The 24,713-nt window shown below is 67.7% G+C and carries 21 protein-coding genes; 12 read left to right on the top strand and 9 right to left on the bottom strand.

The window, feature by feature from the left end; genetic code table 11:
- Nucleotides 1-53 precede the first annotated feature (53 nt).
- From gsiB to AC1Z3W_RS10495, 6 genes are all read left to right on the top strand, one after another.
- Entirely contained in the window at nucleotides 54-1,616 is a 1,563-nt protein-coding gene (gsiB, locus tag AC1Z3W_RS10520) for a glutathione ABC transporter substrate-binding protein GsiB (RefSeq protein WP_124834211.1), read from the top strand.
- Nucleotides 1,617-1,683: 67 nt separating this feature from the next.
- Nucleotides 1,684-2,604, top strand: a complete 921-nt coding sequence (gene gsiC, locus AC1Z3W_RS10515) for a glutathione ABC transporter permease GsiC (protein ID WP_057928296.1) — start codon at nucleotides 1,684-1,686, stop codon at nucleotides 2,602-2,604.
- 7 nt (nucleotides 2,605-2,611) lie between these two features.
- Nucleotides 2,612-3,505, top strand: coding sequence for a glutathione ABC transporter permease GsiD (gene gsiD / locus AC1Z3W_RS10510; protein WP_057928295.1), 894 nt, complete (start codon nucleotides 2,612-2,614; stop codon nucleotides 3,503-3,505).
- On the top strand, nucleotides 3,505-4,602 hold the full coding sequence (locus tag AC1Z3W_RS10505) for a DmpA family aminopeptidase (protein WP_124834210.1): 1,098 nt from the start codon (nucleotides 3,505-3,507) through the stop codon (nucleotides 4,600-4,602). The genes gsiD and AC1Z3W_RS10505 overlap by 1 nt, the downstream gene beginning before the upstream one ends.
- Nucleotides 4,599-5,426, top strand: coding sequence for a M55 family metallopeptidase (locus AC1Z3W_RS10500; protein ID WP_057928293.1), 828 nt, complete (start codon nucleotides 4,599-4,601; stop codon nucleotides 5,424-5,426). The genes AC1Z3W_RS10505 and AC1Z3W_RS10500 overlap by 4 nt, the downstream gene beginning before the upstream one ends.
- A 57-nt stretch (nucleotides 5,427-5,483) precedes the next feature.
- Nucleotides 5,484-6,269 (top strand): AraC family transcriptional regulator, encoded by a 786-nt coding sequence (locus tag AC1Z3W_RS10495; protein WP_483507553.1) that lies wholly within the window; start codon nucleotides 5,484-5,486, stop codon nucleotides 6,267-6,269.
- Nucleotides 6,270-6,314: 45 nt separating this feature from the next.
- Here AC1Z3W_RS10495 and AC1Z3W_RS10490 read toward each other — a convergent pair whose 3' ends face one another.
- The 4 genes from AC1Z3W_RS10490 to AC1Z3W_RS10475 all read right to left on the bottom strand — a co-directional run bounded on the left by AC1Z3W_RS10490 (nucleotide 6,315) and on the right by AC1Z3W_RS10475 (nucleotide 10,369).
- On the bottom strand, nucleotides 6,315-7,520 hold the full coding sequence (locus AC1Z3W_RS10490) for an IS110-like element ISBma3 family transposase (protein ID WP_124618186.1): 1,206 nt from the start codon (nucleotides 7,518-7,520) through the stop codon (nucleotides 6,315-6,317).
- Nucleotides 7,521-8,197: 677 nt separating this feature from the next.
- The gene (gene pcaG, locus AC1Z3W_RS10485; RefSeq protein WP_057928291.1) at nucleotides 8,198-8,791 is read right to left on the bottom strand and encodes a protocatechuate 3,4-dioxygenase subunit alpha; all 594 of its coding nucleotides are present in this window, start codon (nucleotides 8,789-8,791) and stop codon (nucleotides 8,198-8,200) included.
- Nucleotides 8,792-8,794: 3 nt separating this feature from the next.
- Nucleotides 8,795-9,502, bottom strand: a complete 708-nt coding sequence (pcaH, locus tag AC1Z3W_RS10480; RefSeq protein ID WP_057928290.1) for a protocatechuate 3,4-dioxygenase subunit beta — start codon at nucleotides 9,500-9,502, stop codon at nucleotides 8,795-8,797.
- Between the two features lie 303 nt (nucleotides 9,503-9,805).
- Nucleotides 9,806-10,369 carry a YiiX/YebB-like N1pC/P60 family cysteine hydrolase gene (locus AC1Z3W_RS10475; protein WP_057928289.1) on the bottom strand — a complete coding sequence of 188 codons (564 nt, stop codon included), beginning with the start codon at nucleotides 10,367-10,369 and terminating at the stop codon, nucleotides 9,806-9,808.
- A gap of 120 nt (nucleotides 10,370-10,489) precedes the next feature.
- Between AC1Z3W_RS10475 and AC1Z3W_RS10470 the strand changes: the two genes are divergently transcribed.
- The 4 genes from AC1Z3W_RS10470 (at nucleotide 10,490) to AC1Z3W_RS10455 (ending at nucleotide 13,152) form a co-directional block, all read left to right on the top strand.
- Nucleotides 10,490-11,227, top strand: a complete 738-nt coding sequence (locus AC1Z3W_RS10470; RefSeq protein WP_057928288.1) for a helix-turn-helix domain-containing protein — start codon at nucleotides 10,490-10,492, stop codon at nucleotides 11,225-11,227.
- Between the two features lie 77 nt (nucleotides 11,228-11,304).
- Nucleotides 11,305-12,291, top strand: coding sequence for a pca operon transcription factor PcaQ (gene pcaQ / locus AC1Z3W_RS10465; RefSeq protein ID WP_057928287.1), 987 nt, complete (start codon nucleotides 11,305-11,307; stop codon nucleotides 12,289-12,291).
- Between the two features lie 134 nt (nucleotides 12,292-12,425).
- Nucleotides 12,426-12,785 (top strand): type II toxin-antitoxin system RelE/ParE family toxin, encoded by a 360-nt coding sequence (locus tag AC1Z3W_RS10460; protein ID WP_483507552.1) that lies wholly within the window; start codon nucleotides 12,426-12,428, stop codon nucleotides 12,783-12,785.
- 70 nt (nucleotides 12,786-12,855) lie between these two features.
- Nucleotides 12,856-13,152: an XRE family transcriptional regulator gene (locus AC1Z3W_RS10455; protein ID WP_006758577.1), complete on the top strand. Its 297-nt coding sequence runs from the start codon at nucleotides 12,856-12,858 to the stop codon at nucleotides 13,150-13,152.
- Nucleotides 13,153-13,253: 101 nt separating this feature from the next.
- On the opposite strand, the gene AC1Z3W_RS10450 is transcribed toward AC1Z3W_RS10455, so the two are convergent.
- The 3 genes from AC1Z3W_RS10450 to AC1Z3W_RS10440 all read right to left on the bottom strand — a co-directional run bounded on the left by AC1Z3W_RS10450 (nucleotide 13,254) and on the right by AC1Z3W_RS10440 (nucleotide 20,053).
- Nucleotides 13,254-14,528 carry an APC family permease gene (locus AC1Z3W_RS10450; protein WP_057928286.1) on the bottom strand — a complete coding sequence of 425 codons (1,275 nt, stop codon included), beginning with the start codon at nucleotides 14,526-14,528 and terminating at the stop codon, nucleotides 13,254-13,256.
- 142 nt (nucleotides 14,529-14,670) lie between these two features.
- Nucleotides 14,671-19,173 (bottom strand): Lhr family helicase, encoded by a 4,503-nt coding sequence (locus tag AC1Z3W_RS10445; protein ID WP_483507551.1) that lies wholly within the window; start codon nucleotides 19,171-19,173, stop codon nucleotides 14,671-14,673.
- A gap of 355 nt (nucleotides 19,174-19,528) precedes the next feature.
- Complete coding sequence (locus AC1Z3W_RS10440) at nucleotides 19,529-20,053, bottom strand: metal-dependent hydrolase (RefSeq protein ID WP_057928284.1); 525 nt, start codon at nucleotides 20,051-20,053, stop codon at nucleotides 19,529-19,531.
- A gap of 396 nt (nucleotides 20,054-20,449) precedes the next feature.
- Here AC1Z3W_RS10440 and ggt point away from each other — a divergent pair, with 396 nt between their 5' ends.
- Both ggt and ppk2 read left to right on the top strand, forming a co-directional pair.
- Nucleotides 20,450-22,171 (top strand): gamma-glutamyltransferase, encoded by a 1,722-nt coding sequence (gene ggt / locus AC1Z3W_RS10435; RefSeq protein WP_057928283.1) that lies wholly within the window; start codon nucleotides 20,450-20,452, stop codon nucleotides 22,169-22,171.
- 228 nt (nucleotides 22,172-22,399) lie between these two features.
- Nucleotides 22,400-23,350 (top strand): polyphosphate kinase 2, encoded by a 951-nt coding sequence (gene ppk2 / locus AC1Z3W_RS10430; protein ID WP_057928282.1) that lies wholly within the window; start codon nucleotides 22,400-22,402, stop codon nucleotides 23,348-23,350.
- A gap of 72 nt (nucleotides 23,351-23,422) precedes the next feature.
- Here ppk2 and AC1Z3W_RS10425 read toward each other — a convergent pair whose 3' ends face one another.
- Together AC1Z3W_RS10425 and AC1Z3W_RS10420 are read right to left on the bottom strand one after the other, a co-directional pair.
- Nucleotides 23,423-23,587 (bottom strand): hypothetical protein, encoded by a 165-nt coding sequence (locus AC1Z3W_RS10425; protein WP_483507550.1) that lies wholly within the window; start codon nucleotides 23,585-23,587, stop codon nucleotides 23,423-23,425.
- A 94-nt stretch (nucleotides 23,588-23,681) separates the two neighbouring features.
- Nucleotides 23,682-24,287 carry an IMPACT family protein gene (locus AC1Z3W_RS10420; protein WP_409364311.1) on the bottom strand — a complete coding sequence of 202 codons (606 nt, stop codon included), beginning with the start codon at nucleotides 24,285-24,287 and terminating at the stop codon, nucleotides 23,682-23,684.
- Nucleotides 24,288-24,713: the final 426 nt, after the last annotated feature.

Raw genomic sequence — 24,713 nt, 5'->3', positions numbered from 1 at the left:
CACACCGCGATTTCCACCACGCGTTACCGAATCATCCACAGGAGCCAGACAAAATGAACAAGCCGAATTCGTTCCCGATGTTCCGTCCGCGCGCGTTCTTCGCTGCAGGGGCAGGCGCGCTCGCGCTGTCGGTCGCGGTGCCCGCGTTCGCGCAACAGAACGTCGTGGTCGCCGTGTACTCGACGTTCACGACGATGGACCCGTACGACGCGAACGACACGGTGTCGCAAGCGGTCGTCAAGTCGTTCTACGAAGGGCTGTTCGGTTTCGACAAGGACATGAAGCTCGTCAACGTGCTCGCGACGGGCTATGAGGCCAGCCCCGATGCGAAGACATACACGGTCAAGCTGCGCCCGGGCGTGAAGTTCCACGACGGCACCGACTTCAACGCCGCCGCGGTGAAGGCGAACTTCGACCGCGTGACGGATCCTGCGAACAAGCTGAAGCGCTACGGGCTGTTCCGCGTGATCGAGAAGACCGAGGTGGTCGATCCGATGACGGTGAGGTTCACGCTGCGCGAGCCGTTCTCCGCGTTCATCAACACGCTCGCGCACCCGTCGGCGGTGATGATTTCGCCGGCCGCGCTGAAGAAGTGGGGGCACGACGTGTCGCTGCATCCGGTCGGCACAGGCCCGTTCGAGTTCGTCGAATGGAAGCAGACCGACGACATGAAGGTGAAGAAGTTTGCCGGCTACTGGAAGAAGGGCTATCCGAAGGTCGATTCGATCGACTGGAAGCCGGTGGTCGACAACAACACGCGCGCCGCGCTGCTCAAGACCGGCGAGGCGGATTTCGCGTTCACGATTCCGTTCGAGCAGGCGGCCGACCTGAAGAGCAATCCGAAGGTCGAGCTGATCGAACGGCCGTCGATCATCCAGCGCTATATCTCGCTGAACACGCAGAAGAAGCCGTTCGACAATCCGAAGGTGCGTGAAGCGCTGAACTACGCGGTCAACAAGGAAGCGCTCGCGAAGGTCGTGTTCGCCGGCTATGCGACCCCGCAGACGGGCGTCGCTCCGGTCGGCGTCGAATTCGCGACGAAGCTCGGGCCGTGGCCGTACGATCCGGCGAAGGCGCGCGCGCTGCTGAAGGAGGCCGGCTATCCGAACGGCTTCGAGTCGACGCTCTGGTCCGCATACAACCATTCGACGGCGCAGAAGCTGATCCAGTTCGTCCAGCAGCAGCTCGCGCAGGTCGGCGTGAAGGTGCAGGTGCAGGCGCTCGAGGCCGGCGAGCGGGTCGCGAAGGTCGAGAGCGCGCAGGATCCGGCGACCGCACCGGTGCGGATGTACTACAGCGGCTGGTCGGCGTCGACGGGCGAGGCGAACTGGGCGCTGTCGCCGCTGCTCGCGTCGACGTCGGCGCCGCCGAAGCTCTACAACACCGCGTACTACAAGAACCCGGCCGTCGACGACGATCTCGCGAAGGCGCTCGAGACGACCGATCGTGCGAAGAAGGCGTCGCTGTACGCGGATGCGCAGAAGCAGGTGTGGACCGACGCGCCGTGGATTTTCCTGGTGCAGGAGAAGATCGTCTATGCGCGCAGCAAGCGCCTGCACGGGATGTACGTGATGCCGGACGGTTCGTTCAACTTCGACGAAATCTCGGTGAAATGACGGCGGTTCGCCCGCTGCGTGGCGTCGGCGGCGCAAGCTGCCGGCGCACTGATTCGATCGGTGCCCCATGCTGAATTTTCTCGTCAAACGCCTGTTCGGCTTGCTGCCCACGCTCGCGATCGTCGCGGTGCTGGTGTTCCTGTTCGTGCACCTGCTGCCGGGCGACCCGGCGCGACTCGCGGCGGGCCCCGAAGCCGACGACGCGACGGTCGCGCTCGTGCGCGCCGACCTCGGGCTCGACCGGCCGCTGCCTGCGCAGTTCGCGAACTTCTTCGTGAAGATCGCGCACGGCGATTTCGGCACGTCGACGCGCAGCAAGCGACCGGTGTCGACCGAGATCGGCGAGCGCTTCATGCCGACGCTGCTGCTCACGCTCGTCAGCATGGTGTGGGCGACGGCGTTCGGAATGGCGATCGGGATCGCGTCGGCGGTGTGGCGCAACCGCTGGCCCGACCGCCTCGGGATGACGATCGCGGTGTCGGGCATCTCGTTTCCGGCATTCGCGCTCGGCATGCTGCTGATGGAGATCTTCTCGGTGAAGCTCGGCTGGCTGCCGGTCGTGCCGGACGGCACATGGAAGAGCTACGTGCTGCCGTCGCTGACGCTCGGCGCCGCGGTCGCGGCCGTGATGGCGCGCTTCACGCGCGCATCGTTCGTCGAGGTGCTCAACGAGGACTACGTGCGCACCGCGCGCGCGAAGGGCGTGCACGAGCCGATGGTCGTGCTCAAGCACTGCCTGCGCAACGCGATGATCCCGGTCGTCACGATGATGGGGCTGCAGTTCGGCTTCCTGCTCGGCGGCTCGATCGTCGTCGAGGCCGTGTTCAACTGGCCGGGGCTCGGGCGCCTGCTGGTCGATGCGGTGACGATGCGCGACTACCCGGTGATCCAGGCGATCGTGCTGCTGTTCTCGCTCGAGTTCATCCTGATCAACCTGACCGTCGACGTGCTGTACGCGGTCATCAACCCGACCATCCGGTTCAAGTGAGGCGCGCATGAACGCGACTGTCCAGCCCGCGGCGCCGGCCGCATCGACCGCGATCCGCACGCCGTGGCGCGAATTCTGGCGCAAGTTCCGCAAGCAGACCGTCGCGCTCGTCGCGGGCGGCTTCGTGCTGGCACTCGTCGTGCTGGCGTTCGTCGGCCCGCATATCGTGCCGTTCGATCCGGAAAACTATTTCGACTACGACGCGCTGAATGCGGGGCCGTCGGCCGTGCACTGGTTCGGCGTCGATTCGCTCGGCCGCGACATCTTCAGCCGGATCATCACCGGCACGCGCATCTCGCTCGCGGCCGGCTTCTTCTCGGTCGCGCTCGGCGCACTGATCGGCACGTTCTTCGGGCTGCTCGCCGGCTACTACGAAGGCTGGTGGGACCGCATCACGATGCGCGTGGCCGACGTGCTGTTCGCGTTCCCGGGGATACTGCTCGCGATCGGCGTGGTCGCGATCCTCGGCAACGGAATGGTCAACGTGATCTGCGCGGTCGCGATCTTCAGCATTCCGGCGTTCGCGCGGCTCGTGCGCGGCAACACGCTGATGCTCAAGCACATGACCTACGTGGAAGCCGCGCGCAGCATCGGCGCGTCCGACTGGACGATCATCATGCGGCACATCCTGCCGGGCACCGTGTCGTCGGTCGTCGTCTACTTCACGATGCGGATCGGCACGTCGATCATCACGGCCGCGAGCCTGTCGTTCCTCGGGCTCGGCGCGCAGCCGCCGACGCCGGAGTGGGGCGCGATGCTCAACGAGGCGCGCGCGGACATGGTGACCGCACCGCACGTCGCGCTCTTCCCGAGCCTCGCGATCTTCCTGACCGTGCTCGCGTTCAACCTGCTCGGCGACGGGCTGCGCGACGCGCTCGACCCGAAGCTGGAGCGCCGCTGATGCGTGCAGTTCCCATGTGGAGCGCGACGCTGCCGGCCGGGCCGCGCGGCACGATCGCCGACGTGCCGGGCGTGACGGTCGGCCATGCGACGCTCGATGCCGGCGACGTACAGACGGGCGTCACCGTCGTGAAGCCGCACCCGGGCGACCTGTACCGCAGCAAGGTGCCGGCCGGCGCGGCCGTGATCAATGGCTTCGGCAAGAGCGTCGGGCTCGTGCAGGTCGACGAGCTCGGCACGCTCGATACGCCGATCGCGCTGACCAACACGTTCGGCGTCGGCGCGGTCGCGCAGGCGCAGATCCGCGCGGCGATCGCGGCGAATCCGCAAATCGGCCGCGACTGGTCGACCGTCAACCCGCTCGTGTTCGAGTGCAACGACGGCTATCTGAACGATATCCAGGCGTTCGCGGTGACGGCCGCGCATTACGACGACGCGTGCCGCACGGCGGCGCGCGGCTTCGCGCGCGGCGCGGTGGGCGCCGGGCGCGGGATGTCGTGCTTCGACCTGAAGGGCGGGATCGGCTCCGCGTCGCGCGTGGCCGTCGCGGCCGGCCGGCCGTATACGGTCGGCGCGCTCGTGCTCGCGAATTTCGGCCGGCTGCCGATGCTGACGCTCGGCGGCGTGCCGCTCGGGCGCATCGTCGCGCAGCGGCATGCCGCCGCAGCCTCGGTCGCGCAGGCGACACATGCAGCGCCGCCCGAGCAAGGCTCGATCATCCTGCTGCTCGCGACCGATGCGCCGCTCGACGCGCGACAACTGTCGCGGCTCGCGCGCCGCGCGGGCGCGGGCCTGGCCCGCACCGGTTCGGTCTACGGACACGGCAGCGGCGACATCGCGCTCGCGTTTTCCACCGCGTACACGATCGCGCACGACGCGTCGACCGTCGCGCTGCCGGCCCTCGTGGCCGATGCGGCGCTCGATCCGCTGTTCATGGCCGCGGCCGAAAGCGTCGAGCACGCGATCGCCGACGCGCTGCTGCAGGCCGTGACCGTCGTCGGGCGCGACGGTCACGTGCGGCAGTCGCTGCGCGTCGCGGTGCCCGATCTCGAAAACCTGTTCAACGACGACAACGAAGGACGTCATTCCCCGTCATGAAGATCCTGATCTCGACCGACATCGAAGGCGTCGCCGGCGTATTCGCCGCCGAGCAGACGCGTGCCGGCAATCCGGAATACGAACGCGCGCGCCGCTGGATGACCGCCGAGGCGAACGCGGCGATCGAAGGCGCGTTCGCGGGCGGCGCGCAGGCCGTCTGGGTCAACGACTCGCATGGTGGCTATCGCAATCTGCTGCCCGACGGGCTCGATGCGCGTGCGCGCGTCGTGCTCGGCAAGCCGCGCACGCTCGGGATGATGGCGGGCCTCGAACAGCAGCCCGATCTCGTGTTCATGATCGGCTTTCATGCGAAATCGCAGACGCGCGGCGTGCTCGCGCACACCATCAACAGCTTCGCGTTCACGCAGGTGTGGCTGAATGGCGTCGAGCTCGGCGAGGCCGGGCTGTACGGCGCGCTGGCGCGCGAATACGGCGCGCACGTCGCACTGGCGTCGGGCGACGACGTGTTCGCCGAGGAAACCCGGCCGCTGTTTCCCGACGCGCGTTTCGAGACGGTCAAGACGGCCGGCGGTGCATCGAGCGGCGACACGCTCACGCCGGCCGCGTCCTGCGCGCGTCTTGCGGCCGCCGCACGCGACACGGTTGCGCATGCGCTGTCGTCAGGCTGGCGCGCGAGCGCGCATCGGCCCGCACCGGCCGCCTGCACGCTACGCGTTCAGACGGCCGCGCTCGCCGATCTGTTCTGCGTGCTGCCGTCGCTCGAGCGGGTCGATGCGGTGACGCTGCGCTTCGACGGGCCGTCGGTCGAGCACGTCGTGCGCACGCTGAACAGTCTGTCGGCCATGTCGTTCATGCTGCGATGAGGCATGCCGACCGGATGCCGCGCGATGCGCGGCGCGTCACATGATGGACTTCGGGCCTTGAGAAATACGCTGCTGGATCCCTACGAACACATTCCGCGTAGCGTGGTCGTGACCGCCAACGACTACGCGGCGGGTACGACGTTTCCGGAACGCGCGCACGGGCGCGGGCAGTTCGCGTTCGCGTCGCGCGGCACGATCGGCGTGTCGACGCCGCACGGCCGCTGGCTGGTGCCGCCGCAGCGTGCGTGCTGGGTGCCGGCCGGCGTGCACCACGAAATGACGACGACCGGGCCGGTCACGATGCTCAACACGTTCGTGTCCGACGATGCGGCCCGGGCCGCCGGGCTGCCGGACCAGTGCGGCGTGTACTGTGTGTCGCCGCTGTTGCGGCAGCTGATCGACGATGCGATCGACCTGCCGGCGATGTACGACGTCGACGGCCGGGCGGGCAAGCTGATGGCGCTGCTGGTCGCGGAGATCGCGACGATGCCGCGGCTGTCGCTGCATGCGCCGCTGCCCGCCGATGCACGCCTCGCGAGGATCTGCCGGCATCTGTTCGTGTCGCCGTCGATCGCGGCCGATCTCGACCAGATGGCGACCGATGCGGGCGTGAGCCGGCGCACGCGCACGTTTACGCGGCTGTTCCGTGCGCAGACCGGCGTGAGTTTCGCCGCGTGGCGTCAGCAGGTCTGCATGCTCGCGGCGATTACGCGCCTGAGCGACGGGCAGCCGGTGACGCGGGTCGCGTTCGATCTCGGCTATGCGAGCGCGAGCGCCTTTATATCCGCGTTTCGCCGCATCCTCGGCGATACGCCGAGCCGGTATCTGGAGGTTCGCCGCTAGCCGGGAGGGCCGCGGGCGGCGGGGGGGGTGCCCCTATGTCCTTCGTCAAGCGTTAAGGGCTGACTTGGGTTGGTAAATGGTGCCGTCACGCAGCATGGCGAACAGAACGTCGCAGCGTCGCCGTGCGAGCGCGATGAGCGCTTGGTTATGACGCTTGCCTTGCTGGATCTTGCGCGAGTAATAGGCCCGTGAGACTGGGTCCCGTAAGGCCGCGAAGGCGGATAGGAACAAGGCGCGCTTGAGCACCTTGTTGCCCCGTCTGGATGGGTGCTCGCCACGGATCGACGAGCCTGAGCGTCGGGTGACTGGCGCGAGGCCTGCGTAGGCTGCTAGGTGTGCAGCCGAGGCGAAGGCTTTGTGGGCAACTTCGGTCAGGAGTCTGGCGGCAGTCCTGACGCCGACTCCCGGCATGCTGGTCAGGACCGGCCAAAGAGGGTGAGCAAGCACCAGTCGCTCAACTTCGGCAGCGACCTCGTCGCGTTGCTGACGCAAGGCCGCAAGCTGTTGGGCTAAACGGGGCATGACGATGGTAGCGGCTTGCGTGCCGGGCACGGTCACGGCTTGTTCGCTCAGTGCCTGAACGATCTCGGCCGCTAAGCCTTTGCCCATGCGAGGAGCGAGCTTGGTCAGGCGATTGGCGAGCGTTTTCTCGCTGGTGCCGGCAAGCGCGGCGGGCGACGGATAGCGCTCAAGCAGATCGAGTACCGCCGGATGGTCAAGGCGCGGTCCGAGAACACGCTCGAGCGCTGGATGGATCTGAGTAAGCAGGCCGCGAATGCGGTTGCTGGTTTGCGTGACCTGAGCGGCGAGGTCGTCATCGAAGCCGCAGAGCATGGTGAGTTCGGCGAGCTGCTCGTCGGCCAGGCGAAGCGAGCGCAGCGTATGCGGCATCGAACGAGCGGCTTCGGCGATGATCGCGGCGTCGCGGGCGTCGGTCTTGGCTTCGCCAGCGTGCAAATCAGCGATGCGGCGCATGGCCAGTCCGGGCAGATAGGCGACGAGTACGCCTTCAGCGCGGGCGACGGCTACAGGAAGCGCGCCGATGGTGGAAGGCTGATCGACGACGAACAGCAGTCGACCGTGAGTCTTGAGTTCGGCGATGAGGGCGCGCAGCTTGGCCTCGTCGTTGGGTAGAGCCTTGTTGTACAGGCGCTTACCGTTCCGATCGAGTGCCACGGCGTGATGGTGGCCTTTACCGACATCGACGCCGACAAAGATATCGACGGCGTCACGTTGTTGAGTGTCTTGCATCGAAGTTTATGCAGAGTGAACGGATTGGCCTGCAACAACGGTGGCAAGTCTCGGCATCCACGTTACGGACGGCGTCGGGATATCCCGGCCAAACCCCTATCAGCGATCACCAGCCACCCACCAGGCCCGGTGACAACACCCCCCGGATCATGACTGCGACTGGGGGCGAGAATCATGCCGGGCCTGGCTGGCCAAAGCCCCAATTATCGGGGCGTGAAGATAGTAACGGGGGCGGCGCACCGCGCTGGCCGTCGCCGCGCGCACAAAAAAACGCGCCTGCCAGGATTCGGTCAGACGCGTTTGAAGGCACCCGGTCAGAAAAAATGCGCGACCGGCCATCGGGGCAGCGCTCGCGCATTGACTCGTGAAATTGTTTCTTATTCCGATTCAATTCCATCGGTGCGTTATGGATAGCAAAGCATACGCCGCATAACGCGCAAACGATATCGTGCACGTCAAACGATTCATATGCGCTCGCAGCATGCGTTTCAATCGCGCGTTTGATGGCGGGGTCGGAGACCCTCAAACATCGGTAGCTGCGATCCCGTTCGGGCGTGCTGCGACACAGCATCGAATGTTGTTGCCCGAAAACAAAAACCGCCGCGCGACGCGATGCCTGTCGGTATCGCGCCACACGGCGGTTCGGTGCGAGCAGCCGGCGTGCGCCGGCTTGCGTGTCACACGTCGAAGAACACGGTTTCGTCCGGCCCCTGCATGCGGATGTCGAAGCGGTACACGACGGGCCGGCCCGGCTGCGCGTCGCGCTTCGCGACGAGCGTCGCGCGGCGTTCGGCCGGCACCAGGTTCAGCACCGGATCGGCTGCGTTCGCCGCGGCTTCGTCATCGAAATACACACGGGTGAATGCGTGGGTCAGGATCCCGCGCATCATCACGGTCACGTTGATGTGCGGTGCTTCGTCGGCGGCGATGCGGCCCGGCTTCACCGTCGCGACGACGAAGCGCTGCTGCGCATCGGTGCCCGTGCCGACGCGTGCGAAGCCCGTGAAGCCGGACTTCGCGATGTCGTCACGCGACGCGGGATAGCGGCCGGCGCTGTCCACCTGCGTGAATTCGAGCACCGCGTCGCCAACGACGTTGCCGTCGCCGTCGAACACCTGGCCGACCAGCAGCACGTGCTCGCCTTCGGCGTCCGGCGTGGCGATCGTCGGCGTGAACAGGCTCTTCAGGTCGTAGTCGTATTGCTGCGGGCACAGGCCGTATGCGAAGTACGGGCCGACCGTCTGCGAAGGGGTTTGCTTCAGCGTCGTCATGGTTCAGCGCTCCATCGGGGTAGCGTCGCGGCCGCGCAGCACGATGTCGAATTCGTAGCCGAGCGCATAGCCTTCTTCGGTGATATCCATCGAGAAGCGCGAGATCAGGCGGTCGCGCGCCGCTTCCGGCGTGCCCTGGAAGATCGGGTCGTACGCGAGCAGCGGATCGCCGGGGAAGTACATCTGCGTGACGAGGCGCGAGCCGAAGTAGTCGCCGAACAGCGAGAAGTGGATGTGATTCGGGCGCCACGCGTTCGGGTGGTTGCCCCACGGATATGCGCCGGGCTTGATCGTCAGGAAGCGGTAGCGGCCTTCGTCGTCGGTCAGGCAGCGGCCCGCGCCGAGGAAGTTCGGGTCGAGCGGTGCGTCGTGCTGGTCGACCTTGTGCACGTAGCGGCCGGCCGCGTTCGCCTGCCATACCTCGACGAGCGTGTTGCGCACGGGCTTGCCGCCTTCGTCGAGCACGCGGCCGGTGACGACCATGCGCTCGCCGAGCGGCTCGCCGTTCTTCACGGCGTTCTTCGTCAGATCATGGTCGAGCGCGCCGAGATCTTCGGCGCCGTAGACGGGCGCGTACTGGTCGCGCAGCTTTTCCTTCAACGGGATCATCGGGCGCGTCGGGCCGCGCTTCACCGACGAACGGTACTCGGGGTGGACATACGCGGGATGCGACGGCCAGTCGCGCGGCGTGAGGATCGTGGGGGAATCCATCGGGCGTCTCCTGATAGGTAGGTATTTCGCGAAGTGGATGGCAAGACTTTAGCCAATCCGGAAAGTTATGCAAAATGACCTTTTTTCGCAAATCGCATAACCATTCGTTATGTTCGGCGACGCCAATGAAAATCCGCCGGACAGGCGGCCTGTCCGGCGGAAAAAGCGATCGGGCTTCGCGTCGTCGGTGACGACTCCGTGCACGGCCCTCCAGCCAGCCCGTCGCTGCTTTTTTTGTGTTTCGTTGTTGTTGTTATCCGGTCTCCCCGAGCGTGCCCGTCGATTGTCCTGGGTGCTTGGTCGTTACGGTCGGGCGGGATCGAAGACGATCCCGTCGAATTCGAGCGACAGCGTGCCGCTGCACAGCAGCGCGGCCGGTGTCGCGGCGTGCTCGGCGCCGAGCACGTCGCTCACGTAGTTCGCGCAGAACCCGCGCCGCGCCAGCAGGCTGAAGCGGCTGCCGAGCAGCGCGTCGATCCGCCGTTCGGCCAGCGCGTGCACGGTGCGCTGCGCGTCGGCGGTCGGTGCGGCGACGCGGCGCGCCAGTGCGATGCGTCCGCCGTCGGCGCGGGCGACGAAGCGCGACAGCGGCGTGAGCTTCGTTCGCGCAAAGGCCGGCTCGGCGATCAGCGGCTCGTTGCCCGACGTATCGACGACGATGCCGAAGCGATCGGCCCATGCGCCCGCGTTGCCTGCCGCGTCGCGGGGCGCGCCGGCCGGCACGCGGATGAACACGAGATCCCCGACGTGCGCGCCGGCGGCCAGCGTGCGCACCGTGGCGAGCGGCAGCGTGCGATCCGTGTCGCGAGCGTCGCGCGGTGCGGCGGGATGCAGGTCGAAAGCGGTGGTGTCGGTTCGGGTGCTCATCGCGGCTCCGTCGGTGAGTGACAGGACGGAGCGGATTATGCTGACAAGTACCTGAAAGTGCTTGTTTGGATGCTTGAGTAGCCTAATATCCGACCTCGAGCATCATTTTTCGATACCAACATGACCGAGACCGCCCAACTCATCGAAACGTTGAAGCGCCAGTTGAAGGCGCAGGGAATGACTTACCGCGACGTCGCGCGTGCGCTCGACGTGTCCGAGACGAGCGTGAAGCGGCTGTTCGCGAGCGGCCGCTTCACGCTGGAGCGCATCGCGGAGATCGCGCAGCTGCTCGGCTATACGCTCGCCGAGCTGGTCCAGGAGGCGTCGGCATCGGCGCCGCGATTGCGCGTGCTGACCGAACAGCAGGAGGCGCTGCTCGTGTCGGACGAGAAGCTGCTGCTCGTCGCCGTCTGCGCGGTCAACTACTGGACCGTGCAGGACATCGTATCGGCCTACTGCCTGACGCAGGCCGAGTGCGTGAAATACCTGCTGATGCTCGACCGGATGAACGTGATCGCGCTGCTGCCGGGCGATCGCATCCGCGTGCGCGTCGCACGCGATTTCGACTGGCTGCCGGGCGGGCCGATCCGCCGATATTTCCGTGCGCACGTGCTCGACGACTTTCTCGGCAGCCGTTTCGACGGCCCGGGCGAGACGATGACGTTTTCGCAAGGGATGCTGACCGAGGCGGCCGCCGCGGAACTCGCGCAGGAGCTGCGGCGGCTGAGCAGCAAGGTGGCCGCGCTGCATGCGGAATCGTCGTCCGCGCCGCTCGGGCAGAAGCGCGGTACGGCCCTGCTGATCGCGAAGCGGATCTGGGAGCCGACCGGATTCCACGCGCTGCGGCGCCATGCATGACGCCGCGCCGAATGCTTGGGGCTTTCCGGAAAGTTATGCAAAATGACACAACATCGCCACTTGCATAACCACTCGTTATGAATAACCGTATCGCCGACGGCCGCGTCAAATTCCGACACCTGCAGTGTTTTCTCGCGGTCGCGCAGCTGGGCGGCGTGCAGAAGGCGGCCGAAAGCCTGTCGATCACGCAGCCGGCCGTGTCGAAGACGATCGCCGAACTGGAGTCGATTCTCGGCGTGAAGCTGTTCGAACGCGGGCGGCACGGCGCGCAGCCGACCCGCGAAGCGCAACTGTTCATCCCGCATGCGAACGCGTGCGTGCTGGCGTTGCGGCAGGGCGTCGGGCTGCTCGCGCGCGAAGGCGGCGCGGCCGCGGCGACGCTCGAGATCGGCATGCTGCCGACGGTTGCGGCATCGCTCGCGCCCGCGCTGATGAAGGCGCTGACCGCACGCTGGCCGCGCGTCGTCGTGCGGATCGCCACAGCCGCGAATGCCGAACTGCTGGAGCGGCTGAAGGCGGGGGCGATCGAGTGCGCGATCGGGCGCCTGTCGGAGCCGGAGCGGATGATCGGGCTCGCGTTCGAGCAGCTGTACAACGAGCCGCTCGTCGCGGTCGTGCGCGCCGGCCATCCGCTGCTGGCCAGTGCCACGCCGGCCGTCGAACTCGCGCACTATCCGGTCGTGCTGCCGCCGTTCGGCACGCTGATCCGCCAGTCGGCCGAGCAATTGCTCGGCGCATGCGGCGCGCCGCCGCTGGATTCGTTCATCGAGGTGCTGTCGGTGTCGGTCGCGCGCGCGCTCGCGCTCGAGAACGACGCGGTCTGGTTCGTGCCGCTCTATGCGGCCGAATACGACTTGTCGGCCGGTGCGCTCGCGCGCCTGCCGCTGCCGTCCGCGGGCACCGACGAACCGGTCGGGCTCGTGCTGCGCACCGATGCGCAACCGTCGCCCGTCGCGCGGACGCTCATCGACGCCGTGCGTGAAATCGCGCAGGCGCGGTTCGGCGATGCGCGAGCGCATCGCGCGCCGCGCGGCGCGCGCAAGCCGGTTCGCCGCGAACGTTGAGACGCCGCGCAGGGCCGGGCCACGTGTCGTCCGGCCGTCGTTCGTTCACCGCCATTCGTTAGCCGTTCGGTCAGTAGCGGGTCTCGTCGTGCTTGGCATATCGTATCGTTTTTGGTACGATCGATGACACGACGATGGTGAGACAGCAAATGCAGTTCACGCTCGGCGTGCGGTTCTTCCGCACCGCGCGTGGCAACGAACCGGTGCGCGAATGGCTCAACGCGCTCGGGCAGATCGAGCGCAGGGTGATCGGCGAAGAGATCAAGACCGTTCAACTGGGCTGGCCGCTCGGCATGCCGCTGGTCCGGAAGATGTCGAAGGATCTGTGGGAGATCCGCGTGATGTTGCCGAGGCAAAGCGCGCGCGTGCTGTTCACGGTCGTCGGCGACACGATGGTGCTGCTGCACGCGTTCTTCAAGCAGTCGCAGGCCACGCCGTCCGACGATCTCGACGTGACCGTCGCGCGGCTGAAAGCGCTCACGCGCGCCATCTGAATTTCCCGGTTGCGCCGGCACGTGCGGTTCGCCGCTGTGCCGGCCGGCAACGCCATGTATTGGAGTACCCATGACGACCACGAACAATCCGCATATCGGCAGCGACTTCGACACCTTCCTCGAGGAAGACGGCCATCTCGAAGCGGCCACCGCCACCGCGATCAAGCGCGTGATCGCGTGGCAGATCGGGCAGGAGATGAAGGCGCAGCACATCACGAAAACCGCGATGGCCGCGCGAATGAAGACCAGCCGCGCCGCGCTCAATCGTCTGCTCGATGAAACCGACACGAGCCTCACGCTCGCGACGCTCGCGAGCGCGGCCACCGCACTCGGCAAGCGGCTCAGTTTCGAGCTGGTGCCAGCCTGACGTGTTCGGCGAAACGGTGCGCGGCCCGTTCGCGGCGGGCTGGCGCATCGCATCGCGGCAAGCGGGTGCATGTTCATCCGCTCGCGGGCATCGGCACACGATCATGTGCGCTGCCCGGCCATCCGCAGGTAAAGCAACGCACCGCACGCGAGCAGCAGCGGGCACAAGATATACCACCCCGTCGTCAGGAACAGCCCGGCGACGGCGACCAGCGAAATCCACGCGCAGCGGTACGCGATGCCGCCACGCGGCAGCAGTTTCAGCGCGGCAGCCGCGCCGAGCCCGTACACCATCACGAAGCAGCCGGACGTGACGAGCACGAGCGGTTTCGGCCCGACGTCCGAGAGCGTCGTCGCGGCGAGTGCGACGGCTGCCAGCACGGTGATCACGCCGAGACTGCGGCGCGGCACGCCGCCGACCTGGCTGCCTTGCGCGAGCCACGCGGGCAGCGCGCCATCCCGCCCGAGCGCCGCGCCGAGTTTGGCCGCACCCGCGAAATATGCATTCATCGTGCCGAGCGTGAGCAGCAGCGCGGCAGCGGCCGCCAGCACCTGCGCGTGACCGCCGATGCCGCCCGCGATCAGTTCCGCAAGCGGCGCGCCCGATGCGCCGGCCGACGGCCCGAGCACCGCTACGCTCGCGGCCGCGACCGACAGATACAGGAAGCCGACGACCACGACCGCGATGGCGGCCGAGCGCGGCATGTCGTGTGCGGGCCGGCGGAACTCGGCGGCGAGGTGCGTGATTGCTTCCCAGCCCGCGAAGCTCCACACGAGCAGCGCCGCAGCCTGGCCGACCGCGAGCCAGCCATGCGGCGCGAACGGATGCAGGTTCTCCGCGCGTGCATGCGGCGCGGACGCGAGCACCGCGGCCAGCAGCAGCGTGACGAGCAGCGCCGACAACACGAGCTGCATGCGGCCCGACACCGTGACGCCGAACGTATTCGCGGCCGACACCATGGCGATCAGTGCAGCGGCCGTGACGATGACCGTCGCATGCCCGCCGCCCGTGACGGCCGCGACGTATGCACCGCCGAACATCGCGGCGGCCGGCGCACCGGCCGGCACCGCGAAATAGAAACACCAGCCGACGATCGCCGCGGCCTTCGGCCCGAATGCACGACGCGCGTAGGTGGATACACCGCCCGCGTCCGGGTAGCGCGCGCCAAGTGCCGCGAAGGTGGCCGCAAGCGGCCCCGACAGCACGACGAGCGCGGCCCACGCGAGCAGCGACGCAGGGCCCGCAACCTCGGCGGCGAGCGCGGGCAACGCAATGACGCCGGTGCCGAGCACCGCGCCGATATACAGCGCAGCGCCCTGGAAAATCGTCAGCGAGCCGACGTGATGAACGGCGGGCGAATCGGCATGCGAGGGCATGAACAGCAGTCTCCGGAAGGCTTGTTCTGGGCGCGGTCGTTCTGCAGTCGCTCGCGCGGTGAATCGTTCGATGCTACCCGAACGGGTGCGTCGATGCCGCGCGGCGTTCAGTAGTCCGCGACGTGTCGCGTGTCAGCCGATGTCAGTAGCGCCGTGCGAGGCGCAGGCGCGCATCCTCGCGCGCGGCGGGCGGCAGTTCGGGCGCGTAGTGGAACGTGCCCGACACGAGCGACGCGACGGGCACGCCGTCGCGGAACAGCACGCGATTGCCGGCCAGCGCGGGCACCTTGTCGCCGGGCAGCAGCGTGCCGGCAAGGTTCAGCGGATCGGCGCCCGTCACGCACACATACTGGCCGTCGCCAGGTTGGCGACGCAGTTCGCGCAGGATCGGGATCGCTTCAGGCAGCGCGAACTGCTCGCCCGCGAGCCCCGCGACAAAGCGTCCGCCGCGAATCTCGCCGCGTGCTTCGAGCCGCTGCAGCACGCGCACGAGTTCGCGCCAGCTCGGCAGCCAGTCGGCTTCGCGCTCGAGCAACCGCCAGAACACGACGCCATAGCGACGCAGCAGCGTCCAGGCGATGTGTTCGAGCGCATCGGGATCGGTCGCGGGCACACTACGCTTCGGTGCCGGCGTTGGCGCGTCGTTCGATGCCGAAACGCGTTGCACGAGCGCCCAGCGGCCCGCATCGTCCATCCCGCCGATCAGTGCGCCGCCGCGTCGCGTGCGCGGTGCATACGTCGCGCTGCGCTTGACTGCCGGCTTCAGCAGTGCGCGCAGTCCGGCAAAGCTGTCCGCATTCACGAGACCGGCCGACACGAGTTCGCCGAGTGCCTGTTCGAGTTCGACGGGCAACATGTGCAGCTCGTCGAGCAGCGCATCGAAGAACATCGCACCGTGCGCGGCGAGTGCGTCGCGCACCTGCGTCGCGCGCGCGGACAGCGTCGGTTGCGCATCGGGGTCGCGCAGCACCTGCCATGCGCCGAGGTGGCGGCGCGGCAGCAGCACGACCGGCGTCGTCTTCACGGGCGTACCCGCCGCGCGGGCCGGTGCGCCGATGCGGGTCCACACGAGCTTGCCGGAGCGGCACAGCTCGTCGAGGCCGCCGGCCGTGTAGTCGGTCAGCCGCGCGGGCAGCAGCGCGTCTTCCCATGCGCTCGCCGCGGCTTCGTAGCCTTCCAGCTGCTCGACGACGGCTGCGAGCGCGTCGCGGCCCGTGCCGCGCGTGTCGGGCGTCAGGTGCTGCCAGTGGAACAGGAAGCGCATGAAATCGGCGCGCTCGACCGGTTCGATCTCCCGGCGCAGCCGCTTGACCGTATAGCGATGAATGCGCGCGAGCAGGTGGCGTTCGCACCATTCGTCGGCCGTCACGCCCGGCGTGAAGCGGCCGCGCATCACGTAGCCTTCGCGCTCCAGTGCCGCGAGCGCTGTCGCGATCACCGCAGGCGGCAGGCCGAGCGGCCGCGCGATCGCGTCCAGCGTCAGCGGTCCGAAGCCGGTGAGCCGTGCGCGGATCACGTCGACGAGTGCGGCGTCGGTTTCCCATGGCGTCGCGCAAGCGGCCGGCACCTTCAGCGCGGGCGCAACGCGTGCGTCGGGATGCAGCGCACGCATGCAGACCAGCCGTTCGATCGGCACCCACAGCGCGGTACCGTCCGGCGTGACGAGCTTCGTCGCGCGACGGCGTTCGGCCAGTTCCGCGAGCCGGTCGGGCCAGCCTTCGTTCGCCTGAGCTTCGCCGTCGGCGACGCACGCGAGCGTGAGCAGCGCGTCGTGCATTTCGCCAGCATCGCGCACGAGCGGCCACGCTTCGTCGCGCACCGCGTCGATCGCGTCGGCGTCGAGTGCGCCGAGATCGTCGGCCGATTCCGGATCGCTCCAGCGGCGCGATTGCACGGCCTGCGTGCGGCGCTCCTCGAGCGGCGCATCGTCGAGGAACGCATACGGTTTCGCGTTCAGGATCTCGGCCGCGAGCGGCGACGGCGCGGGCAGGTCGCGCGCGATCAGCTCGATCGCGCCGCTTTCGATCCGGCGCAGCAGCGCGAGCCAGCCGTCGGTATCCATCGCGTCGTGCAGGCAATCGTCGAGCGTCTGGTCGACGAGCGGATGGTGCGGGATCTCGCGTTCGCCGACGATGTTCTCGAGGCACGCGACCTGATCGGGGAACACGGTCGCGAGCAAGTCTTCGCTCTTCATCCGCTGCAGTTGCGGGGCGGTGCGCCGGCCGCCGGTGAAGCGCGGCAGCGCGAGCGCGGTCGTCGCATTCCAGCGCCAGCGCACACCGAACATCGGCGCGTCGAGGAGCGCCTGGACCAGCACGTGCTCGGCGCTGGCCGAGCGCAGGTAGCGCCACACTTCGTCGAGCGCGAAGCTATGTGCGAGCGACAGCGAAAGAATGATCGCGTCGTCGGTCGCGGCGGCCTGCAGCTCGAAGTTGAAACTGCGGCAGAAGCGCTTGCGCAGCGCGAGCCCCCACGCGCGGTTGATGCGGCTACCGAACGGCGAATGGATCACCAGTTGCGTGCCGCCCGATTCGTCGAAGAAGCGCTCCATCACGAGCGTGTCCTGGGTCGGCAGCGCGCCAAGTGCCGAGCGCGTGCGCGCGAGATAGTCGGCGATCTGGCTGGCTGCGTCGCGCGACAGGTGCAGATCGTCGACGAGCCAGCGCAGCGCCGGCACGAGGCGGTTTTCGGCCGGGCCGATCGCGGGGCCGTCGGCGTTGCTTCGCGAATCGGCGACGGCATGGGCTTCCGGCAATTGCCTGGCCTTGCCGGGCGCGCCGGTCTTGCCGGCCGCATCGCCGCTCGCGCGTTTGCGTCCACCGGCATCCGCTTGCCGATCGCCTTCGGCGAACAGCCCGTCGAGCCGTGCGCGCAGCCGGCCGACCGCCGCCGACAGCTCGTCGCTGCGTCCGGGCGCTTCGCCGAGCCAGAACGGAATGCTCGGCGACTGGCCTTGCGCGTCCTCGACGCGCACGCGGCCCGTTTCCACGCGAATGATCCGGTACGACTGGTTGCCGAGCTGGAACACGTCGCCCGCCAGGCTCTCGATCGCGAAATCCTCATTGACGGTGCCGACCTGGATGCCCTGCGGTTCGAGCAATACCGCGTAGTCGGCCATGTCGGGAATCGTGCCGCCCGATGTCGTCGCGGTCATCATCGCGTTGCGGCGCCCGCGCACCGTGCCGCCGACCACGTCGCGATGCAGATACGCGCCGCGTACGCTGCGGCGGCTCGTGAAACCTTCGGCGAGCATCTTCATCACGTCGTCGAAGCGTTCGCGTGACAGGCGCGCATACGGCGCCGCGCGCGTGAAGCTCGCGTACAGCGCGTCCTCCCGCCATTCCGCGCAGGCGACTTCGGCGACGATCTGCTGCGCGAGCACGTCGAGCGGTGCCTCGGGAATCCGCAACGCGTCGAGCTCGCCGCGTTGCACGCAGTCGAGCAGCGCCGCGCATTCGACCAGCTCGTCGCGCGACAGCGGGAACAGGCGGCCCTTCGGCACGCCGCCGACATGGTGCCCGGAGCGGCCGACGCGCTGCAGGAACGGTGCGATCCCGCGCGGCGAACCGACCTGGCACACGAGATCGACGTCGCCGATGTCGATGCCGAGTTCGAGCGATGCGGTCGCGACGAGCAGCTTCAGCTCGCCGCGCTTCAACCGCTGTTCCGCGTCGAAGCGATGTTCCTTCGCGAGACTGCCGTGATGCGCGGCGATCGCGTCCTTGCCGAGGCGATCGGCGAGATGGCGCGCCATGCGCTCCGCGGTGCGCCGCGTATTCACGAATACGAGCGTCGTGCGATGCGCGGCGGCGAGCGCGGCGATCCGGTCGTACACCTGTTCCCACACGTCGGTTGCCATCACCGGTTCGAGCGGCACGTTCGGCAGTTCGAGCGCGAGGTCGCGTTCGCGCGTGTGGCCGGTGTCGACGATCGTGCAGTCGCGCGGCGCATCGATCGGGCCGCCGACCAGGAAGCGCGCGACCGCGTCGATCGGCTTCTGCGTGGCCGACAACCCGATGCGCGGCAACGCGCGGCCTGCCAGTGCGTCGAGGCGTTCGAGCGACAGCGCGAGGTGGCTGCCGCGCTTGGACGACGCTAGTGCGTGGATCTCGTCGACGATCACCGAGCGCACGCTCGACAGCATCTGTCGTCCCGACGTCGACGACAGCAGCACGTACAGCGACTCGGGCGTCGTCACGAGGATGTGCGGCGCGCGCTTGCGCAGCGCCGCGCGTTCGGCCTGCGTGGTGTCGCCGGTGCGCACGGCGGTGCGGATCGCCGGCACCGGCAGACCGAGCTGCGCGAGCGACTCGGCGATGCCGGCGAGCGGTGCGTCGAGGTTCACGTGGATATCGTTCGACAGCGCCTTCAGCGGCGACACATAGACGACGAGCGTCGCGTCGGGCAACGCGCCGTCGTGTGCGAGCGCATCGCGCACGAGGTCGTCGAGCGCGCACAGGAATCCGGTGAGCGTCTTGCCGGAGCCGGTCGGCGCGGCGACGAGCGTCGACCGGCCGGCCTTGATGTGCGGCCACGCGAGCGCCTGCGCGCCGGTCGGGGCGGCGAACGTGCGGCGGAACCACGCGGCGACGGCCGGGTGGAACACGTCGAGCGCGTTGGCGGGGCGGGTGGCGGTGACGTCCATCGGAGCGTTGAAATGGGGTGCGAGCGCACGGGGCGGCCGCGCGCGAATCGTCAGTGTGCCAGACGTCGCGTGTGCGTGCCGGGCACCGCGGGCGGGGGAATGCACGCGTCGCAGATGCAGATGAGGCGCGGTGACGGCGTTTCAACAGGTGTGCGGGTGTGCGCGGACAACGGCAACGGCGTCCGTTCGGTCACGGGCGCCGGCGTGCACGGGCGCCGGCCCGGCGGAAGGAGGCGGCTGCGGTCGAGGGGCGTCGGGTCAACGGCGCGATGCGTCGACTGCACGCGACTACACGCGCGCGATCGCCTCGACGTCGCCGTTGCGCTGGCGCAGCGGCGGCAAAAACGGCGCGCAATTACACGCGATGCAGCCAGCCGAGCCAGTGTTCGAGGAACGGTGCGCGCGTCCACAGCGACTGCGCAAGCCACAGCGCGCCGCCCCATGCGGCGGCCACGACGATCAGGTCGCAATGTCCGCTGTTCCACAGGTTCAGCGAGTGGCGCCGCCAGATCCACGGCACGCCGAGCGGATTCGGCCAGTCGGCGAGCAGGTGCATCACGCCGCCGCATGCGAAACCGAACAGCGGCGCGGCCCACAGCGGATGCGGATGATGCGTGAGTCCGTGCCATCCGAGCGCGAGCAGCGCGATCCAGCCGATGCCCCAGTGCGTGACGGTGCGGTGCGTGATCCACAGGCGGCGCTTGCGGGTCCACCACGCGACTTCGAGCCAGTCGGGCGCGGTGCCACCCGCGACGCCGGCCGCGAACGCGGCGAGCAGACCTGTGTGCAAGGGGCCGGTCGCGCCGGTTTGCGCAACGAGGACGGCGGCGACGACACCGGCTGCGAAGCCGGACGCGTGATGCGCATTGTGTGATGCCATAGGGAACGAAACGAAGAAACGTGAAGCGGCGTGCGAGCGACAGCAACGATGCGTCGCGAAAGCGGGGCGCTATCTTCTCAGATCGGCCCGCGCAGCGGGCGGTTCGATCGCAGATTTTTTGCATGCGCAGCATGAGCGGCCGTGAGTTTTGCAACTTTCGGATTTGTGCATTGCGCGATAACGAGCGGAGTGCGCAATTTCGACCGATACGCGTGTCCGTTTCTACCGGATGTGCGACCGGGCCCGCACAATCTGCACGTGTTCGTCGTGCGTCGCGTGTTCGACCCTTTTTGTCCCCCTATACTACGAAGCCGCACATATCCTCCGGTGTGCCAGCGGATACGTGCGGATCAGGCGCCTTTCCTGCCTGAAGGAGATCCACATGGGGGACATGCAATGACTACGCTGAATCGCTTCAAGACTTCCGCCGTCGTGCTCGCGACGGTGGCCGGTGTCGGCTTCCTGCCGAACGCGCCGGCTTATGCGAAAGGACCGCAGCCGGCGGTCCTGACGAGCTCGGCGGTCGCGGTGGCCGACAAGTACAGCGCGGACGCCGCGCAGCAGATCTTCAAGGAAGGCGGCAACGCGATCGACGCGGCTGTCGCGATCGCGTTCACGCTGGCCGTCACGTATCCGGAAGCCGGCAACATCGGCGGCGGCGGTTTCATGACGATCTACAAGGATGGCAAGCCGTACTTCATCGACTACCGCGAGCGCGCGCCGCTCGCCGCGACGAAGGACATGTACCTCGACAAGGACGGCAACGTCGTCAAGGGCATGAGCCTGTACGGCCCGCGCGCGGTTGGCGTGCCGGGCACGGTCGCGGGCATGTGGGAAGCGCAGAAGCGCTTCGGCAAGCTGAAGTGGAAGCAGGTGCTCGCGCCGGCGATCCACTATGCGCGCGACGGCTTCGTCGTCGACGAACAGCTGGCGCAGCGCGGTGTCGATGCGTCGAAGGAGTTCGGCGGCAAGACCAATTTCGACAAGTACTTCTCGACGATGAAGGCCGGCACGAATTTCAAGCAGCCCGATCTTGCCGGCGTGCTCACGCGCATCGCGAACGACGGCGCCGAAGGTTTCTACAAGGGCAAGACGGCAGAACTGATTGCCGCGTCGATGAAGACCGGCGACGGCAACGGACTCATCACCACCGAGGATCTCGCGCAATACCGCGCGGTGTGGCGCCAGCCGGTGCAGGCGAAATGGAACGGCTATGACGTGATCACCGCGCCGCCGCCGAGCTCGGGCGGCATCGGCCTCGTGCAACTGCTGAAGATGAAGGCCGACCTGAAGAAGGACTTCGACGGCGTGGCGCTCAATTCGCCGCAGTACATCCATCTGATCGCGGAGATCGAGAAGCGCGTGTTCGCCGATCGTGCGCAATACCTCGGCGATCCTGATTTCTACAAGGTGCCGATCGCGCAGCTGACCGACGACGCGTACATCGCGAAGCGCGCGGCGGAGGTCAATCCGAAGGAACCGTCCGACACGAAGAGCGTGCAGCCGGGCCTCGGCACGTCGATGCCGGAGAAGGCGGAGACGACGCACTTCTCGGTCGTCGACAAGTGGGGCAACGCGGTGTCGAACACGTACACGATCAACGGCTATTTCGGTTCGGGCGTGATCGCCGACGGCACCGGCATCGTGCTGAACGACGAGATGGACGACTTCTCTGCGAAGCCTGGCGTCGCGAACATGTTCGGCGTGGTCGGCAGCGATGCGAACGCGATCGAGCCCAAGAAGCGTCCGCTGTCGTCGATGTCGCCGACGATCATGACGAAGGACGGCAAGGTGTCGCTCGTGATCGGCACGCCGGGCGGCTCGCGAATCTTCACGTCGATCTTCCAGGTGATCAACAACATCTACGACTTCAAGATGCCGTTGAAGGAGGCTGTCGGCGCGATGCGCTTCCATCATCAGCTGCTGCCGCCGAACACGATCTTCTGGGAGCCGTACCATCCGATCGAGGGCGAGCTCGCGAAGCAGATCGAGGCACGTGGCTACACGCTGAAGGGGCAGGACTTCAGCGGCGACATCCAGGTGATCAAGATCGACGGCAAGACGCCGGAGGCGATGGCCGATCCGCGCGGGCGCGGCGTTACGCGGATCATTCGGTGACGCAGGCCCGACGCGCGACCGCCGAGGCGGTCGTGCCGACGGCGCTCGATGCCGGGCTCGCGCCCGGCATTTTTCATGCTAGGGCTGTCCGGCCGCACCGGCGCCGCCGTTGCCGGAGCAGCCGATGGGCGACGGCCGCAACATGGTCGGCCCCTTTTTCATCAATTTGACGCACGACGCTGGGATAATGGTGGAGTTTGGCTGCGTCAATTGAAGGAAGGAGGCCCCATGGGCGACAACGATACCCGCACCGAGACCGACAACTTCACCGATACGGCATCGCTGGAGTCGCGCCAGCGCCGCTTCGAGGAAGACCTCGTCGACGCATACGACGAAGAACTCGAAATGGAGCTCGACGACCGCCGCTTCGACGACCACGAGGATCTGCTGTTTTCGCCGGAGCGCCGGGAAGCGCGCAAGCAGTATTTCCGCGAGCTGTTCCGGCTGCAGGGCGAGCTCGTGAAGCTGCAGGACTGGGTCGTGAGCACGGGGCACCGGCTCGTCGTGATTTTCGAAGGGCGCGACGCGGCCGGCAAGGGCGGCGCGATCAAGCGCATCACGCAGCGCCTGAATCCGCGCGTGTGCCGCGTGGCGGCGCTGCCGGCGCCGAGCAACCGCGAGCGCACGCAATGGTATTTCCAGCGCTATGTCGCGCATCTGCCGGCCGGCGGCGAGATCGTGCTGTTCGATCGCAGCTGGTACAACCGCGCAGGCGTCGAGCGCGTGATGAATTTCTGTACCGACGACGAATACGAGGAATTTTTCCGCTCGGTGCCCGAGTTCGAGAAGATGCTGGTGCGCAGCGGGATCCAGATCGTCAAGTACTGGTTTTCGATCACCGATCACGAGCAGGAAGTGCGCTTCCAGAGCCGGATCGAGGATCCGCTGAAGCAGTGGAAGCTGAGCCCGATGGACCTCGAGAGCCGCCGCCGCTGGGAAGCCTATACGGCCGCGAAGGAAGAAATGCTGCAGCGCACGCATATCACCGAGGCGCCGTGGTGGGTCGTGCAGGCGGTCGACAAGAAGCGCGCGCGCCTGAACTGCATCCACCATCTGCTGACCCAGGTGCCGTATCACGAGGTGCCGCGCCCGACGATCGATTTGCCGCAGCGCGAGCATCACGAGGACTACATTCGCCGGCCGACGCCGGACGACATGATCGTGCCGGATACTTATTGAGCGTGAGTGGTTCGGGCCGATCGGAGCGGCTACAGGGGCGCGCGGTGCAACGCGGCGCGCGTCACGCCCAAATCAGGAGCGCGCCACGGTCGCGGTCCGCGATCCAGGCGAGCGCGCGGCTGCCCCCGTGGCGCCCGTCGCCGGATCGCGATATTTCGCGCCGATCGTGAACAGCGTCGCGCGATCGCTGTAACCCTGCCCGAAGATTTCCCGCGCGGTCGGCGCAGGATTCGCCATGCGCCGGCGCACCTGAATTAGTGCCGCGTGTATCTGAATTTTCGCGGGGATCGTTGCGAATCCGTGGCGCCGACGCACTGCGGTCGGCAGCGCATTACAGGTCAGGGAAGCCCGAGCGCCCCTGCGTCAGGTCGAACAGCTCGGTTTTCGCTGCCGCTTCGACCGTTTCCGGCAGCTTGATCACGAGCCTCACCGTCATCCCGTACGCACTGTCCGCCAGCTCGTAACCCGCCTGCTCGATCCAGCGGCGCACGCGCGCTTCGTCCGGATAGCCGATTTCGATCGCGAACCGCGTGTGGCGAATGCGTTCGATACGCTCGGCGTCGAGCAGCGCGGAGGCGATCGCATCCGTATAGGCGCGCACCAGGCCACCCGCGCCGAGCTTCACGCCGCCGTAGTAGCGGACGACCGCGCCGAGCACACCGTCGAGATCGTGATGACGCAGTACTTCGAGGATCGGCCGGCCGGCGGTGCCCGACGGCTCGCCGTCGTCCGACATGCCGGATTGCCCGCCCGCGAGCAGCGCCCAGCACACGTGGGTGGCGGTCGGGTGCTCGTCGCGCAGGCGCTGGATTGCCTGCATCGCGGCGTCGCGGTCGTCGACGGGGATCGCGTATGCGATGAAACGGCTCTTGCGGATTTCGAGCTCGGTCGTGCGGGAGGCGGATAGGGTGTAAGTCACGTTGATCGTTGTCGGCATGCACGGAGCATGCAATGGGTTGCCCGCACGGCGGGCGCTTTCTGTCTCGGCCGGGGCGAATGCGCTGCGCGGTCCGCGCATCCACATGCCCGTCGCGGGGCCGGCCGATGAACGGGGCGGCAACGCGACGGCATGTGAGAAGGATACCGCGAGCGGGCGGGGCAGCGGGCGAACCCGCCCGCGACGCGCGCCGCATCGGGCCGGGATTCGGCACTGTCACGCAGACCAACGGCGACGCCGCGTTCGCGATTCGCCCCGTGTCGGCCGCCATGCGCCGCATGCTGCAAGGCTCGGCCTGCGTGGTGAGCCGCAGCGGTTGCGGCGGATGGTACTCGAAATCGGCCGCGGCCATCCAGCCGAACGATTCCGACAGGATCGTCTCGCCGTCGAGGCGCTGGCGGTCATGCTGAAGGATGACCGCCGCAT

It is taken from the genome of Burkholderia sp. 10_S31 (assembly GCF_056930375.1).
The sequence above is the reverse complement of the archived record's forward strand: the minus strand, read 5'-3'. Positions and strand labels throughout refer to the sequence as shown.